This window comes from Isoptericola sp. GX10416, from assembly GCF_056590155.1.
Genome location: NZ_JBWPVO010000003.1, coordinates 120591 through 135596, shown reverse-complemented (window position 1 = coordinate 135596; position 15006 = coordinate 120591). Strand labels below are relative to the sequence as shown.

At 73.3% G+C, this 15006-nt stretch carries 13 protein-coding genes; 8 read left to right on the top strand and 5 right to left on the bottom strand.

All coding sequences use genetic code 11. From position 1 onward, the window contains the following. Window positions 1-6: 6 nt before the first annotated feature. From ACWAT2_RS06365 to ACWAT2_RS06350, 4 genes are read right to left on the bottom strand one after another with little or no spacing between them, the layout of a single operon-like run. The gene (locus tag ACWAT2_RS06365; RefSeq protein WP_402372322.1) at window positions 7-711 is read right to left on the bottom strand and encodes a sirohydrochlorin chelatase; all 705 of its coding nucleotides are present in this window, start codon (window positions 709-711) and stop codon (window positions 7-9) included. 56 nt (window positions 712-767) lie between these two features. Next, a complete protein-coding gene (gene cobA / locus ACWAT2_RS06360; protein WP_402372924.1) occupies window positions 768-2033 on the bottom strand; it encodes a uroporphyrinogen-III C-methyltransferase in 1266 nt (421 codons plus the stop codon). Window positions 2034-2046: 13 nt separating this feature from the next. After that, on the bottom strand, window positions 2047-2931 hold the full coding sequence (locus ACWAT2_RS06355) for a phosphoadenylyl-sulfate reductase (protein WP_402372321.1): 885 nt from the start codon (window positions 2929-2931) through the stop codon (window positions 2047-2049). Then, window positions 2928-4652: a nitrite/sulfite reductase gene (locus tag ACWAT2_RS06350; RefSeq protein WP_402372320.1), complete on the bottom strand. Its 1725-nt coding sequence runs from the start codon at window positions 4650-4652 to the stop codon at window positions 2928-2930. Before ACWAT2_RS06350 ends, ACWAT2_RS06355 begins: the two co-directional genes overlap by 4 nt. 351 nt (window positions 4653-5003) lie before the next feature. Here ACWAT2_RS06350 and ACWAT2_RS06345 point away from each other — a divergent pair, with 351 nt between their 5' ends. The 3 genes from ACWAT2_RS06345 to ACWAT2_RS06335 are packed head-to-tail and all read left to right on the top strand — an operon-like array spanning window position 5004 to window position 6389. Next, window positions 5004-5375, top strand: a complete 372-nt coding sequence (locus ACWAT2_RS06345; RefSeq protein WP_402372318.1) for a hypothetical protein — start codon at window positions 5004-5006, stop codon at window positions 5373-5375. Between the two features lie 49 nt (window positions 5376-5424). Further along, a complete protein-coding gene (locus ACWAT2_RS06340) occupies window positions 5425-5901 on the top strand; it encodes a DUF456 domain-containing protein (RefSeq protein ID WP_402372921.1) in 477 nt (158 codons plus the stop codon). Next, entirely contained in the window at window positions 5898-6389 is a 492-nt protein-coding gene (locus ACWAT2_RS06335) for a GNAT family N-acetyltransferase (protein ID WP_480048651.1), read from the top strand. Before ACWAT2_RS06340 ends, ACWAT2_RS06335 begins: the two co-directional genes overlap by 4 nt. 16 nt (window positions 6390-6405) lie before the next feature. On the opposite strand, the gene ACWAT2_RS06330 is transcribed toward ACWAT2_RS06335, so the two are convergent. Continuing rightward, window positions 6406-8010, bottom strand: a complete 1605-nt coding sequence (locus ACWAT2_RS06330) for a DUF389 domain-containing protein (protein ID WP_402372314.1) — start codon at window positions 8008-8010, stop codon at window positions 6406-6408. 81 nt (window positions 8011-8091) lie between these two features. On the opposite strand from ACWAT2_RS06330, the gene pcrA reads away from it, so the two are divergent. The 5 genes from pcrA to purN all read left to right on the top strand — a co-directional run bounded on the left by pcrA (window position 8092) and on the right by purN (window position 15002). Next, the gene (pcrA, locus tag ACWAT2_RS06325; RefSeq protein WP_402372312.1) at window positions 8092-10701 is read left to right on the top strand and encodes a DNA helicase PcrA; all 2610 of its coding nucleotides are present in this window, start codon (window positions 8092-8094) and stop codon (window positions 10699-10701) included. 186 nt (window positions 10702-10887) lie between these two features. Continuing rightward, window positions 10888-12060 carry an ADP-forming succinate--CoA ligase subunit beta gene (gene sucC / locus ACWAT2_RS06320; RefSeq protein ID WP_402372311.1) on the top strand — a complete coding sequence of 391 codons (1173 nt, stop codon included), beginning with the start codon at window positions 10888-10890 and terminating at the stop codon, window positions 12058-12060. Between the two features lie 40 nt (window positions 12061-12100). Beyond that, window positions 12101-12997 (top strand): succinate--CoA ligase subunit alpha, encoded by an 897-nt coding sequence (gene sucD / locus ACWAT2_RS06315; protein WP_402372309.1) that lies wholly within the window; start codon window positions 12101-12103, stop codon window positions 12995-12997. Between the two features lie 102 nt (window positions 12998-13099). Continuing rightward, the gene (locus ACWAT2_RS06310; protein WP_402372307.1) at window positions 13100-14347 is read left to right on the top strand and encodes a cell division protein PerM; all 1248 of its coding nucleotides are present in this window, start codon (window positions 13100-13102) and stop codon (window positions 14345-14347) included. A 10-nt stretch (window positions 14348-14357) separates the two neighbouring features. Beyond that, window positions 14358-15002 carry a phosphoribosylglycinamide formyltransferase gene (purN, locus tag ACWAT2_RS06305; protein ID WP_402372306.1) on the top strand — a complete coding sequence of 215 codons (645 nt, stop codon included), beginning with the start codon at window positions 14358-14360 and terminating at the stop codon, window positions 15000-15002. Window positions 15003-15006: the final 4 nt, after the last annotated feature.

Sequence of the window (15006 nt, the reverse complement as noted above, 5' to 3'; positions counted from 1 at the left end):
TGCGGCTCACACGGTGACGCGGTAGCGCTCGATCACGATGTCGACGAGCTCGCGCGGCGCCTCGGCGTCGGCGAGCAGCAGCGGACCGGTGGTCACGTCGGCGCCCGCGCGCTCGGCCAGCGTCTGGAAGTAGCCCGGCGCGAGGAGATAGCTCGCGATCACCACGCGTGCGCCCGGGTGCTCGGTACGCGCCGCGGCGACCACGTCGGGCACCCGCGGCGTGGCGTTGGCGATGAAGCCGACGCTGACCGGGTGCCCGGTGCGCTCGGCGAGCAGCGCGCCGGTGCGCTCGCAGTCGGCGACGGCGCGGGCGTCGGACGACCCGGCGGCGGCGAGGACGACGACGTCGCCGGTGGCCAGGCCCGCCCCCGCCAGCCGCCGCGCGAGCAGGTCGACGAGCCGGCCGTCGGGACCGAGCGCCCCGGCGAGCGCCACGTCGGCACCGGAGCCGACGGCGTCGTCGATCTCGCGGCGCAGGTCGACGTGCACGTGGAAGCCCGCCGACAGCAGCAGCGGCACGATCACCGTGCGTCCCCGCAGACCGTCGAGGCAGGTCGGCACGTCGGGTTCCTGGACGTCGACGAACCCGGCACGCACGGGGACCTCGTCCTCGAGACGTGCGGCGACGGCGTCGACCAGGGTGGCCACGGCGGTGGCGCCGACGGGCGACGAGGTGCCGTGCGAGATCGCGAGCAGGGTCGGTGCGGCCATGCGCGCTACGCTACGCGCCCGATCGAACGTCGGGGTGACGCCCGCGTGACCGGGTGTCACGGCCTGCTCACCGCCTGGCCGTCGGCGCTGTGAGACGCCCAGCCCGCGGCGAGGCGCACGACGTCGCCCACCACGGTGACGGCCGGCGGCTGCACCCCCGCGGCTGCGGCCCGCCCGGCGATGTCGCCCAGCGTGCCGAACGTGGCGCGCTGACGCGGGCCGTAGCCGTCCTCGACGACCGCCACCGGGGTGGACGCCGGCCTGCCGGCCGTGACGAGAACCTCCGCGGTCCGCGCCAGCCGGGTCACGCCCATGAGGAGCACCAGGGTGTGGTCGGCGCCGCCAGGTACGTGGGCCACCGCCTCGTGGGCGGTCAGCACGCTGAACCCTGCGGCCACCCCGCGGTGCGTCACCGGGATGCCGACGGCGGCGGGCACCGACACGGCCGATGTCACACCGGGCACCACCTCGACGTCGATCCCGGCGGCGCGGCACGCGGCCAGCTCCTCGCCGCCCCGCCCGAACACGTACGGGTCGCCGCCCTTGAGCCGCACCACGTCGCGGCCGGCCAGCGCGTGCTCCACCAACAGCTCGTTGATGCGCTCCTGCGGCACCGGGTGGTTGCCGGAGGTCTTGCCGACGTCGACCACCTCGACGTCGTCCGCCAGCGTCGTCAGCAGCGAGCGCGGTCCGAGCCGGTCCACGACGACGACGTCGGCACGCGCCAGGAGCCGACGCCCCCGGCCGGTGACCAACCCCGGGGCACCGGGCCCGCCGCCCACGAGGGCGACTCGACCGGGCGATGGGCCACCGTCGTCCCGCGAGCCGTCGGCCGGGCGGAACCGGCGCAGCGGCAGCTCACCGGCCTCCAGCGCGGCGGCGACCCCGTCGCGGAGCCGTACCGCGCGGCGCGGGTCGCGGCCGGCGTGCACCGCGACCGTGACCTGCTCCTCGGGCAGCTCGGTGACTGCGGGCACCCAGGCCGTGGCGGCCGCGGCGTCGGAGGCGACCACGCAGAAGGTGCGGGCCGCGTCGGCGGCGTCCGCCACCGCGGCGTCGACGGCCGGGACGCCGGTCGCCGTGTGGACGAGCCAGGCGCCGTCGAGGTCGCCGGGGGCGTACTCCCGCGCCCGGTGCTCGACGGCCCCGTCCGCGACGAGCGCGGCGAGGTGGTCGGTGAGGCCGGGCGCCACGACGCGCACCTGGGCGCCGGCGTCGAGCAGGCCGCGGACCCGGCGCCCGGCGACCGGCCCGCCGCCGACCACGACGACGAGCCGGCCGCGCACGCGCAGCCCGAGGGGGTAGAGGTCGCTCACGTCGATGATCCTCGCCGGCTCAGATGTGCAGACCGCACTCGGACTTGTCGACGCCGGACCAGCGGCCGGCCCGCGCGTCCTCGCCCGCGGCCACGCGACGGGTGCAGGGCTCGCAGCCGATCGACGGGTACCCGTCGTTCAGCAGCGGGTTCACGGTGAGCCCGTTGGCCAGCGCGTATCCGACCAGCTCGTCGTCCGACCATGCCGCGATCGGGTTGATCTTGACCAGGTTGTTCGACGCGTCCCAGGAGACCAGCTCGGCGGAGGCGCGCGAGCCCGAGTCCGCCCGCCGCACGCCCGTGGCCCAGGCCTCGTACCCGGCGAGCATGTCGCGCATGGGCTCGACCTTGCGGATGCGGCAGCAGGCCTCCGGGTCGCGGGCGAAGAGGTCGGGACCGTAGGCCTCGGCCTGCTCCGCGACGCTGAGGCGCGGGCGCACGTCGACGATCGTCACGTCGAGCGAGTGCTCCACGGCGTCCCGCGTGCCGAGTGTCTCGGCGAAGTGGTAGCCGGTGTCGCCGAACAGGACGTCGACCCACGGCAGCTGCTCGCTGACCAGCGCGGCGAGGACGGAGTCCGTCATCGAGGACGCGACGGCGAGGGAGTCACCGAACTGCTCGACGGCCCAGGCGATGACCTCGTGCGCCGACGCCTCGTCGGGCGACCCGATCCCGGACCCGCCGAGCTCGCGGCGGCCGCGCGCGGCGATCTGGCTCAGCTCCGCGTCGGAGCGACGCCGACGCTCCCGGCCGTCGACGCGGGCGCGGTGCCGGGCACGGGAGCGGTCGCGTTCCGCGGCACGACGCCGGGCCGCTGCGGCCGCACCGGCCAGCGAGGACGCGGGACCCGAGGGTGCACCGGACGCGTTGGGGCCGACCCCGAGGGCGACGGAGACGGTGGTCACTGCAACGCCTCCTCGTCGGCCCGGTGGGCCCACTGGGCGAACGTCTCGGCGACCTCGCGCTCGGACTCGTACCGGCGCACGACCCGCTCGACGTAGTCGGCGACGTCCGCGGCCGGCACCTTCAGCCCGCGCAGGGTGCGGCCGAGCTCGCCGGCCTCGCGTGCGTCGTCGACCAGCCCGCCGCCCAGGTGCACCTGGAAGCCGGGCATCTGCTCGCCGTCGACGGTGATGATCTGGCCCTTCAGCCCGACGTCGGCCGTCTGGATCCGGGCGCACGAGTTGGGGCAGCCGTTGACGTTGAGCTCGATCGGCCGGCCGAGGCGACCCTCGATGTCGCCGAGCCGTTCCTCGAGCTCGCTGATCACGCGCGCCGCGGTGTCCTTGGTGTCGACGATCGCGAGCTTGCAGTACTCGATGCCGGTGCAGGCCATGGTCGAGCGCCGGAACAGGCTGGGCCGGGCGGTGAGGCCGAGCGGCTCGAGCCCAGCGACCAGCTCGTCCACCCGGTCGGCCGGGACGCCGAGGATGACGACCTTCTGGTGCGCGGTCAGCCGGGCCGACTCCGCACCGACCGACTCGATGAGGTCCGCGAGGCCGGTGAGCGTCCCGCCGCCGACCCGCCCGACGACGGGCGCGGCCCCCACGTAGAAGCGGCCGTCCTTCTGCTCGTGGACCCCGACGTGGTCGCCCGGCCGCGTGGCCGGTGCCGGCGGGGGACCGTCGGGGAGCTGGTAGCCGAGGTACTCGTCCTCCAGGATCTTCCGGAACTTTTCGACGCCCCAGTCCTTGAGCAGGAACTTCAGGCGGGCCTTGTTCCGCAGGCGGCGGTACCCGTAGTCACGGAAGATCCGGATCACGCCGTGCCAGACGTCGGGCGCCTGCTCGGCGGTGACGAACACGCCGAGGCGCTCGCCGAGGCGGGGCATGGTCGACAGCGCGCCGCCGACCCACAGGTCGTAGCCGGCGCCGAGCTCGGGGTGGCGCACGCCCACGAGCGAGACGTCGTTGATCTCGTGGACCACGTCGAGGCTGGGGTGCCCCGTGATCGCGGTCTTGAACTTGCGCGGCAGGTTGGCGAGGTCCGGGTCGCCGATGTACCGGCGCTTGATCTCGCGGATCACCGGCGTCGGGTCGATGATCTCGTCGGCGGCGACGCCCGCGACCGGGCTGCCGAGGAACCCGCGGGGGGAATCTCCGCACGCCGTCGTCGTCTCGAGGCCCACGGTGTCGAGGCGACGCCAGATCTCCGGCACGTTCTCGACCTCGATCCAGTGGTACTGGATGTTCTGCCGGTCGGTGATGTCGGCGCTGCCCCGGCCGTAGTCGGTCGAGATGTCGCCGAGCACCCGCAGCGCGGTCGGGTCGAGGGCCTGGCCGTCGGTGCGCACGCGGAGCATGAAGTAGCGGTCCTCGAGCTCGTGCGGCTCGAGCGTGGCCGTGCGCCCGCCGTCGATCCCGGGCTTGCGCTGGGTGTACAGCCCCCACCAGCGGAAACGGCCGTGCAGGTCGTCGTCGGTGATGGAGTCGAAGCCCTCGTGGGCGTAGACGTTCTCGATCCGTTCGCGCACGGCGAGCGAGTCGGACTCCTGCTTGAACTCCTCGTTGTGGTTCAGCGGGGCCGTGCCGTCGATCTTCCACTGGCCGTTCGGCCGGGCGGCACGTGCCGGGCGTGCGGGGGCGTCGGTGGGGGCCTGCGTGGCGGAGGTGGTCTGCGTCGTCATCCTGGGGGGTTCCTCGGGTCCTCGGGGGCGGGACGCGCGACGATGATGGCTCAGCAGAGATGGGCCGAGACCGACGGCGCGCGCCGGTGCTCAGAATCCGCAGTGGCGGTGGGGGCTGAGGTGGGGCGCGATCAGCGACAGCAGCACTGACAGCTGCACATGCGCATGCGCAGGCTGGGGCGCGCGGACATCTCACGACGGGTGGTCGTGAGGAAGTGGGGCGCAGCCGTGGTCATGTCGAGGAATCTAACCCGGTACGACCATCTCGCGAAACCCCAGGTCCGCATGCTGGGACGAGTGTCACGGATTGAGACGCCATCCGCGGCGGCGTGGCGCGGATAGGCTGTCGGCATGGAGTTCCTCTACAACCTCTTCACGGTGCTGCACTTCGTCGGGTGGGCCATCGTCCTCGGTGGCTACCTCGCGTCGCTGCGCAGCCCAGGCCTGTACCGCGGGGTGTTCCACGGGGCGGCGACCGCGCTGGTCGCGGGCGTCCTCATGGTCGGGACCGCGGAGATGGGCGACGTGTGGGGCGACGACGGCCCGTCCATGGCCAAGATCGGCGTCAAGCTCACCGTCGCGCTGGTCATCACGGTCCTCGCCCTCGTCGCCAAGCGGCAGGGGAACAAGGCGGACAACGGCACGGGCGCCGTCAGCCCCGGGCTGAAGCACGCGATCGGTGCGCTGACGCTGGCCAACATCCTCGTGGCCGTCTTCTGGTGATCCCCGGGACGACGACGGCGCTCGCCACGGACGGTCGCGCCCGGTGAGCATGCTCGGAGAGGTCCTCGTCGGCCTCGCGATCGCCGTGGGCCTGGTCGGTATCGTCGTCCAGATCCTGCCCGGGAACGTCCTCGTGCTCGGCTCGGTGCTCGTGTGGGCCTGGGTGACGGGCGGGACCGCGGCGTGGGTGTGCTTCGTTGTCGCGGCGCTGGTGATCGTCCTCGCGGAGATCGGTCAGTGGCTGCTGGCGGGTCGGCACATGCGCCGCGCCGAGGTGCCCTGGTCGACCCTCGCCGTCGGCGGGCTCGCCGGCATCGTCGGGTTCTTCGTCGTCCCCGTGGTGGGGCTGTTCCTGTTCTTCACCCTGGCGGTGCTGGTGATGGAGTACCTGCGCCGGCGTGACGCGCGGGCGGCCTGGCGCGCGACGGTCGCCGCGCTGCAGGCGACCGCCATCACCATCGGCATCCAGCTCCTCGGCGGGCTCGCCGCGACCGGGGTGTGGATCGTCGGGCTCTTCGTCACGTGACCGCCGTGCACACCCTCACCCGGTCCTTCGACGCACTCGACCCCCGCACCGCCTACGGGATCTGGCGGCTGCGCCAGGACGTGTTCGTCGTCGAGCAGGACTGCCCCTACCCGGACCTCGACGGTCGGGACCTCGAGCCGGGCACCCGGCATGTCGTGCTCCTGGACGGCGACCGGGTCGTGGGCACCGCCCGGGTCCTCGACGACGGCGACGTCCAGCGGATCGGTCGCGTCGTGTGCCACCCGGACGTGCGGGGGACCGGCGCGTCGGGCGAACTGATGCGCGCGGCGCTCGTCGCGGCGTCGGCGGCTGCTCCCGAGGCGGACGTGGTCCTGGGGGCGCAGTCTCCGCTGGCCGGCTGGTACGGGACGTTCGGGTTCGTCGTCGACGGGCCCGAGTACCTCGAGGACGGCATCCCGCACGTGCCCATGCGCCGCTCGGCGAGGGCCGGCGTCGCGGAAGATCAGGCTTCAGCCGTCGATCCGTGAACCAGGACGGCGGCCCTCACCCGGAGGCCGGCAGCCGCTGCGTCACCACGGGCGTCACGGCGACCTCGACGGCGTAGCTGCCGTCCAGCGCGTCCTCGAGCGCCGCGCGCAGGTCCTCCAGGGCCGGGAGGTCGTCGGACGGTCCGGCCAGCTCGACGGTCACGACGGCGTCGCCGACGGTTACCTCCGTCGGGCTGAGGGACGGGTCCTCACCGAGCCAGTCCCGCACGGCCGTCTGCGCCGCCCGCCTGTCCGCCGACGTGCTGAGCAGGCCGTCCGTGGTGAGCAGCAGCGGGACAAGGATCAGCAGCGCCGCCGTGACGAACGGTGCCAGGGTGAGCAGCACCGTGCGACCCTCGCGCCGTAGTCGCCGGGGGTCCGCGAGACCCGCCAGGACGAAGACCACCGAGGCCGACAGGACGATCGACACGAAGTTCGTGGCGAACAGCAGCATCGCTCCCGCCGCGTCGCCCGGGCGAGCCGCGGCGAGCGCCACCCCGACGACGGACAGCGGGGGCACCAGGGCAACGGCGATCGCGACCCCGGCGATCGACGGTGCGACGCGGCGGTCGACGGTGGCGAACGCCCCGGCCGCCCCGGCGGCCACCGCCACGAGCATGTCGAGCAGCGTGGGGTCCACCCGCGAGCCGATCTGGCTGTTGGTGTCGAAGGGGACGACGGCGGGCACCCACGAGGCGATGACGTACGCGACGAGGACCGCGGCGGCGGCGCCTCCGACGATCAGCACGAGCGAACCGGCCGCACGCCGCGGCCACCCGCTCACCACCGCGGCGGCGAGCCCGAGGATCGGCGTCATGAGCGGGGCCACCAGCATCGCGCCGATGACCACCGCGGTGGAGTCCTGCAGCACGGCGAGGGTGGCGATGCAGACGCTCAGCACCAGCATGGTCCACCACGCCACCTGCTTGGCCGCCCGCTCGGGGCGTTCCAGGTAGAGCTGCTCGGCCAGCTCGGCGCGGCGCCGGGTGCCGACGTCGACGCGCTCCACCCACGTCCACAGGATCTCCGTGAGCGAGGGACGCATGCCCTCGGGCGGCGCCACGAGCCCGGCCGCGACGCGATAGCCGTAGGCCAGGAGGACGGCGCCCCCACCGAGCGCGGTCAGCCCGAGCGTGACGATGAACCAGTTCTCCACGACCTCTGGTGCGGCCACCACGAGCAGGCCGAGCAGGAGCCCTACCGCGCCGCCGGCGTACCGGGGGGCGCGGCGGGTCCGGTCGTGGCTGAACAGGGCCAGCACGAGCGTGACGACGCTGCGGAACAGCAGGTACGTCCCACCGAGCAGGAGCGTGGCGGTCAGGGCGTCGCGACCGGAGAGCAGGAAGACCCCCGCGAGCACCAGGGAGGCCGACCCGCGCAGCACGGCGGCGGCGCGTGCGGTGGGCCGCGCCCGGCGGCGCCGCACGACGTCCCACAGGTCGTTCGTCCCCGAGACGAGCAGGCCGAGGGCGATCACCGTCTCGGTCAGACCGAGCGAGACCGCCGGGACGAGCACCAGCACGAGGCCGACGCCGACGGCGACCGCACCGCCGACCGTGGCAGGGTTGACCAGGCGTGACGGGGTCCGCAGCAGGTCAGGGCCGTGGGCCACGGGATCCATGGCGCGACAGTATCCGAGCGGCACCCGCACGGCGCGCTGAGGTCCCGTCGTGTCGGCTCCGGCGCCTACCCTTGATCCACGATGACCTCTCTCTTCGACAGCCTCTCGCTGCCCGGCTTCGACGCCCCGCCGTCGGGCGACACCGCGCGCCTTCCCCGCACCGCACCGCGATGGGACGACGACGGCGCCCCGGACTGGGCGTGGCCGCCCGCGTCGGAGCAGGGAGACCGGCGCGAGCCCGAGCAGAACGCCGCCGCCGACGCGCTGCTGGAAGGGCTGAACCCGAACCAGCGTGCCGCCGTCGTGCACTCGGGGTCGCCGCTGCTCATCGTGGCCGGGGCGGGCTCGGGCAAGACGCGGGTGCTGACGCACCGGATCGCGCACCTGCTCGCGACGCGCCGCGCCCACCCGGGCCAGATCCTGGCGATCACGTTCACCAACAAGGCCGCCGCGGAGATGCGCGAGCGCGTCGCCCAGCTCGTGGGGCCCGCGGCGAGCCGCATGTGGGTGTCGACGTTCCACTCCGCGTGCGTGCGGATCCTGCGCCGCGAGGCCAAGACGCTGGGCCTGCGCTCCAGCTTCTCGATCTATGACGCCGCCGACTCCCAGCGACTCATCACGCTGGTGTGCCGCGAGCTCGACCTGGACACGAAGAAGTATCCGGCGCGCTCCCTCGCGCACCGGATCAGCGACCTGAAGAACGAGCTGATCGACCCCGACACCTACGCCCAGCAGGCGGGCAGCGACGCCACGGCCGACGGCTGGCGGGAGCGGGCACTCGCGGGCGGGGGCCTCGCCGACGCGGGGGCCGTCCAGTTCGACGCGGTGCTCGCCGACGTCTACCGCCGTTACCAGGCGCGGCTCGCGCAGGCGAACGCCCTGGACTTCGACGACATCATCGCCACGACTGTCCACCTCCTCCAGGCGTTCCCGGCGGTGGCGGAGCACTACCGTCGCCGGTTCCGGCACGTCCTCGTCGACGAGTACCAGGACACGAACCACGCGCAGTACGTGCTGGTGCGCGAGATCGCCGGAGCCTCGAAGGATGCGGTCGAGCAAGGTCTCGACCCGGCGGAGCTGACCGTCGTCGGCGACGCCGACCAGTCGATCTACGCGTTCCGCGGCGCCACGATCCGCAACATCGTGGAGTTCGAGGAGGACTACCCGGACGCCACGACGATCCTGCTCGAGCAGAACTACCGCTCGACGCAGAACATCCTGTCCGCGGCCAACGAGGTCATCTCGCGCAACCCGGGCCGCAAGCCGAAGCGGCTCTGGACGGACGCCGGCGCCGGCGCCAAGATCGTCGGCTACGTCGCCGATGACGAGCACCACGAGGCGCGGTTCATCGCCCAGGAGATCGACCGCCTCGGCGACAGCCACGGTGTGCGCCCGGGCGACGTCGCGATCTTCTACCGCACCAACGCCCAGTCCCGGGCGCTGGAGGAGGTGCTGATCCGCGTCGGCCTCCCCTACAAGGTGGTCGGCGGGACCCGCTTCTACGAGCGCAAGGAGGTCAAGGACGCCGTCGCGTACCTCCGTGCGCTCGCCAACCCGGACGACGACGTCAGCCTGCGTCGGGTGCTCAACGTGCCGAAGCGTGGCCTGGGCGACCGTGCCGAGTCGCTCGTGGCCGGGTTCGCGGACGCCGAGCGGATCTCGTTCGGCGCGGCCCTCGACCGGGTGGACGAGATCCCCGGCATGACGACGCGGTCGCTCAAGCCGCTGCGGGTCTTCGCCGCGATGATGAGCGAGCTGCGTGCGCTCGTGGACGACGGCGCCACCCCGGCCGAGATCCTCGGCGCGGTCCTGGACCGCACGGGCTACCTGGCCGAGCTGCGGGCGAGCGACGACCCGCAGGACGGGACGCGGGTCGAGAACCTGGCCGAGCTGCACGCCGTGGCCGCCGAGTTCACCGAGCTGGACCCGGAGGGTGACCTGGCGGACTTCCTCGAGCGGGTGTCCCTGGTGGCCGACGCGGACCAGATCCCCGACGAGGACGTCGCGGACGGTGGTGCCGAGCACCAGCACGAGACCGAGCCCCAGGAGGACCCGGGCGTCATCACGCTGATGACCCTGCACACCGCGAAGGGCCTCGAGTTCCCGGTGGTGTTCCTCACCGGCATGGAGGACGGCACGTTCCCGCACATGCGGTCCCTGCACGACGACGCCGAGCTGGCCGAGGAGCGGCGCCTCGCCTATGTGGGGATCACCCGCGCCCGGGAGCGCCTGTACATCTCGCGGGCGGGCACCCGGTCGGCGTGGGGCATGGCCAACGAGTTCCCGCCGAGCCGGTTCCTCGACGAGATCCCGGACGAGCTGTGGGACTGGCGGCGGGCCGAGTCCGCCACGCAGTCGTTGCGTCGTGGTGCGTCTGCCTGGGGCGGCGGGTACGGGGGCCCGCGGGCCGGTCGGACCACGCCGTCGGGGGAGCGCCGCTCGTCCGCGACGGGTGTCGCCCGGAAGAGCGCGCCGTCGTCGGGCAGCGCCAGCTTCGGGTCCGCGACGCCCCGCGACGACGCGGACATCCCGTCGTTGGACGTGGGGGACAAGGTCACCCACGACGCGTACGGGCTCGGCACGGTCGTGTCCCTCGAGGGCGCCGGTCGAAACGCGGTGGCGAAGATCGACTTCGGTGCCGACGGGACGAAGCGCCTGCTGCTGCGCTTCACCCCGGTCACCAAACTCTGAAGGGCTCCCCCGACCCGGGGGGCGACGGGCGTGTGGAATCGGTCACGGTGTCGTCAGGAATTCTGCCGGGGCGTACCGCCGTCGAGCGTGAGAGGGCTACTCTGGACAAGATGTCTTGACGTCGAGACATCGCTCAGGCCGGCCTCTGCCGACCCAGGGGCTCAACCGATGGAAGGACGCAGCAGGGTGGACCTGTTCGAATACCAGGCTCGCGACATCTTCGAGAAGCACGGCGTGCCCGTGCTCGGGGGAGTCGTCGCGACGACCCCCGAAGAGGCTCGTGCAGGTGCGGAGAAGCTCGGCGGCGGGACCGTCGTCGTCAAGGCCCAGGTCAAGACCGGCGGCCGTGGCAAGGCCGGCGGTGTGAAGCTGGCGCACTCGCCCGACGAGGCCGCGCAGAAGGCCGAGGAGATCCTCGGCATGGACATCAAGGGCCACACCGTCCACCGCGTGATGGTGGCGGCGGGCGCGAAGATCGCCGAGGAGTTCTACTTCTCGGTGCTGCTGGACCGCTCGAACCGCAACTACCTGGCGATGTGCTCCGTCGAGGGCGGCATGGAGATCGAGCAGCTCGCCGTCGAGCGTCCCGAGGCCCTCGCGAAGGTCGCGGTCGACCCGATCGTCGGCATCGACGAGGCCAAGGCCGCCGAGATCGTGGACGCCGCGGGCTTCGCCGACGACCTCAAGGCTCCCGTCGCCGACGCGATCCGCAAGCTCTGGGCCGTGTTCACGGCCGAGGACGCCACCCTGGTCGAGGTGAACCCGCTGGTCCGCACCGAGGACGGCGAGATCATCGCGCTCGACGGGAAGGTCACCCTCGACGAGAACGCCTCCGAGGTGCGGCACCCGGACCACGCCGAGCTCGAGGACAAGGCGGCGGCCGACCCGCTGGAGGCCAAGGCCAAGGCGAACGGCCTCAACTACGTCAAGCTCGACGGTGAGGTCGGCATCATCGGCAACGGCGCGGGGCTCGTCATGAGCACGCTCGACGTCGTGGCCTACGCCGGCGAGGAGCACGGTGGGGTCAAGCCGGCCAACTTCCTCGACATCGGTGGCGGCGCGAACTCCGAGGTGATGGCCAACGGGCTCGACGTCATCCTGCACGACCCGCAGGTCAAGTCGGTGTTCGTCAACGTGTTCGGCGGCATCACCGCCTGCGACGAGGTCGCGAGGGGCATCGTCGGCGCGCTGGAGATCCTCGGCGACGAGGCGACCAAGCCGCTCGTCGTCCGGCTGGACGGCAACAACGTCGCGCTCGGCCGCCAGATCCTGGCCGACGCCGCGCACCCGCTGGTCACCCTGGCCGAGACCATGGACGGTGGCGCGGACGCTGCCGCCGCCAAGGCCGCAGCGGCCTGATCGCCCCCGAGACGACGTCGAAAGCAGAGACACAAGAGCCATGTCGATCTACCTCAACTCCGACTCGAAGATCATCGTCCAGGGCATCACCGGCGGGATGGGTGCCAAGCACACCGCCCTGATGCTCGACTCGGGCGCGCAGATCGTGGGCGGCGTCAACGCCCGCAAGGCCGGGACCACGGTCGAGCACAAGGACCACGACGGCAACGACGTCACCCTGCCCGTGTTCGGCACGGTCAAGGAGGCGATGGCCGAGACCGGCGCGAACGTCTCCGTGCTGTTCGTGCCGCCGGCCTTCACCAAGGACGCGGCCATCGAGGCCGTCGACGCCGAGATGCCGCTCATCGTGGTCATCACCGAGGGCGTCCCGGTGCAGGACACGGCCGAGATCTGGGCCTACCTGCAGGGCAAGAGCACGCGCATGATCGGCCCGAACTGCCCTGGCATCATCACGCCGGGTGAGTCCCTGGCCGGGATCACTCCGCACACGATCACCGGCAAGGGCCCGATCGGTCTCGTGTCGAAGTCGGGCACGCTGACCTACCAGATGATGTACGAGCTGAAGGACCTCGGGTTCTCCACGGCCATCGGCATCGGTGGCGACCCGATCGTCGGCACCACGCACATCGACGCGCTCGAGGCCTTCGAGAACGACCCGGAGACCAAGGCGATCGTCATGATCGGCGAGATCGGCGGCGACGCCGAGGAGCGTGCCGCGGCCTACATCGCGGAGCACGTCACCAAGCCGGTCGTCGGCTACGTCGCGGGCTTCACCGCCCCCGAGGGCAAGACGATGGGCCACGCCGGCGCCATCGTCTCCGGCTCTGCCGGCACCGCGCAGGCGAAGAAGGAGGCCCTCGAGGCCGTCGGCGTCAAGGTCGGCAAGACGCCGTCCGAGACGGCCGCGCTCATGCGGGAGATCCTGCAGGGCGCCTGAGCCACGAGCGACGCCCGCCCTGCCGGCCTCCCGGACGGGCGGGCGTCGTCGTCCCCGGCGTGGGACGACGACGCCGCACCGGGCGCGAGGGACGATGAGGCCGTGAGCGCAGCGCCCCGGTCCGGAACCGCCCCTGTCGTCGAGCAGCTCGCGCAGGGACGCCTGCGGGAGCGGTTTGCGCTCGGGTCGAGCGGGGTGTGGGCCGCGGTGCAGTCGATCGGCCTGTCGTACGCCGTCGTGGCCCTGCTCGCCGTGGTCGCCGTCCTGGACGCACCTTCGGCGTCCGGGGCCGACGGCGGGCTCGGCGCGGGCGTCGCCGTCGCCACGGGCCTGTGGCTGCTCGGCCACGGGGTGCCGTTGTCGGCGGCCGGGGCGACGCTGACGGTGGTGCCGCTCGGCATCACGGCGCTGGCCCTGTTCACCCTGCACGTGGCGGCGAAGCGGTCGGCGGTGCCGACCCTCGCGGCGTGGGTCGCCGGCACGGTGACCTACGCCGCGGCGACCGCCACGCTCGCGATCGTCCTGGACGTGGTCGGGGCGACCGCGGCGACCAGCGGTGCGACGGACGTCGTCGTCCAGGTGGGTGCCGCCGTCGTCGGCGGGCTGGTCGTCGGGGGCGGCGGGATCGCGCTGGGCATGTTCTCGGCGCCCGACGGTCCGTTGCTGGCCGGGCTCGCGCCACGGATGGACCCCTACCTGCCCGACACCCTCCGGCTGGGGATGCGTGCCGCCGTCGTCGGCGTCGCGCTGCTCGTCGGGCTCGGCGGGCTGCTCGTCGGCGTGTGGGTGGTGCTGGGACGCGAGACCGCGTCGCTGGTCGCCGGCGGTCTCGGTGCGAGCGGTCTCGGTGTGGTGCTCCTGCTGCTCGGCCAGGCGGTGCTGGTGCCCAACCTGGTGGTGTGGGCGACGTCGTGGATCGCCGGGCCGGGGTTCGTCGTCGGTGAGGGCGGAACCTTCTCCGCGGCCACCACGGAGGCTGCCGCCCTGCCGGCTGTCCCGCTGCTGGGCGTCCTGCCGGGCGAGTCCTGGTCGACGCCGTACGCTGCCTGGGCGCCCGTGCTGGTCGTCGCGTGCGGGGCCGTCGGCGGCTGGTTCGCGTGGCAGCGCCTCGAGCCGAGCCAGGTCGCGTGGCGGGACCTCGTCTGGATCGTGACGGGGACGACGCTCGCGGCGGGTGCGCTCACGGTCGTCCTGCAGTGGGTGGCCGGCGGGTCCGCGGGCGCGGGCGCGCTCGCCGTCGTGGGCGCCGACGTGTGGTTGACCGGCGGGCTGGTCGCGGCGGAGGTCGGCGGCGGCGCCGCGATCGTCCTGCTCGCCCACCACCTGGTCGGGCGGGTGCGGCACCCGTAGGCTGAGGGCCGTGCAGACCCCCTCCGGACATCCTGTCGAACCCGCGCCCGGTGCTCGTCTCGTGGTCCTCGCCTCCGGGGGAGGGTCGAACCTGGCGGCGCTGCTCGCCGCCCACGACGATCCCTCCTACGGTGCGCGCGTCGTCGGTGTCGTCTCCGACAAGCCGGGGGCGGGGGCGCTCGAGCTGGCCCGCCAGGCCGGCGTGCCGTCCGTCGTGGTGGCTCCGGGGGACTTCGAGGACCGGGCGGCGTGGAACCTCGGGCTCACCGACGCCGTCGCGGTGTTCCAGCCGGCCTACGTGGTGCTCGCCGGGTTCATGCGCCTCCTCGCCCCGACGTTCCTCGAGCAGTTCCCCGGCAGGGTCGTGAACACCCACCCGGCGCTGCTGCCCTCGTTCCCCGGGGCGCACGGCGTCCGGGACGCCCTCGCCTACGGGGTCCGGGTCACCGGCTGCACCGTCCACGTGGTCGACGACGGGGTCGACACCGGCCCGATCATCGCGCAGACCGCGGTGCCCGTGCTGGACGGGGACGACGAGGAGAGCCTCCACGAGCGGATCAAGGTCGCCGAGCGGGCGCTGCTCGTCGAGACGGTGGGCCGCGTCGTGCGCGAGGGGCTGCGGGTCGAGGGGCGGCAGGGCGTCCTCGGCGCCTGACCCC

Bases quoted from the DNA above. Each gene is read 5' to 3' on its own strand.
- ACWAT2_RS06365 (WP_402372322.1), bottom strand. From the start codon at position 711: ATGGCCGCACCGACCCTGCTCGCGATCTCGCACGGCACCTCGTCGCCC.
- ACWAT2_RS06350 (WP_402372320.1), bottom strand. From the start codon at position 4,652: ATGACGACGCAGACCACCTCCGCCACGCAGGCCCCCACCGACGCCCCC.
- ACWAT2_RS06345 (WP_402372318.1), top strand. From the start codon at position 5,004: ATGGAGTTCCTCTACAACCTCTTCACGGTGCTGCACTTCGTCGGGTGG.
- ACWAT2_RS06340 (WP_402372921.1), top strand. From the start codon at position 5,425: ATGCTCGGAGAGGTCCTCGTCGGCCTCGCGATCGCCGTGGGCCTGGTC.
- ACWAT2_RS06330 (WP_402372314.1), bottom strand. From the start codon at position 8,010: ATGGATCCCGTGGCCCACGGCCCTGACCTGCTGCGGACCCCGTCACGC.
- pcrA (WP_402372312.1), top strand. From the start codon at position 8,092: ATGACCTCTCTCTTCGACAGCCTCTCGCTGCCCGGCTTCGACGCCCCG.
- sucD (WP_402372309.1), top strand. From the start codon at position 12,101: ATGTCGATCTACCTCAACTCCGACTCGAAGATCATCGTCCAGGGCATC.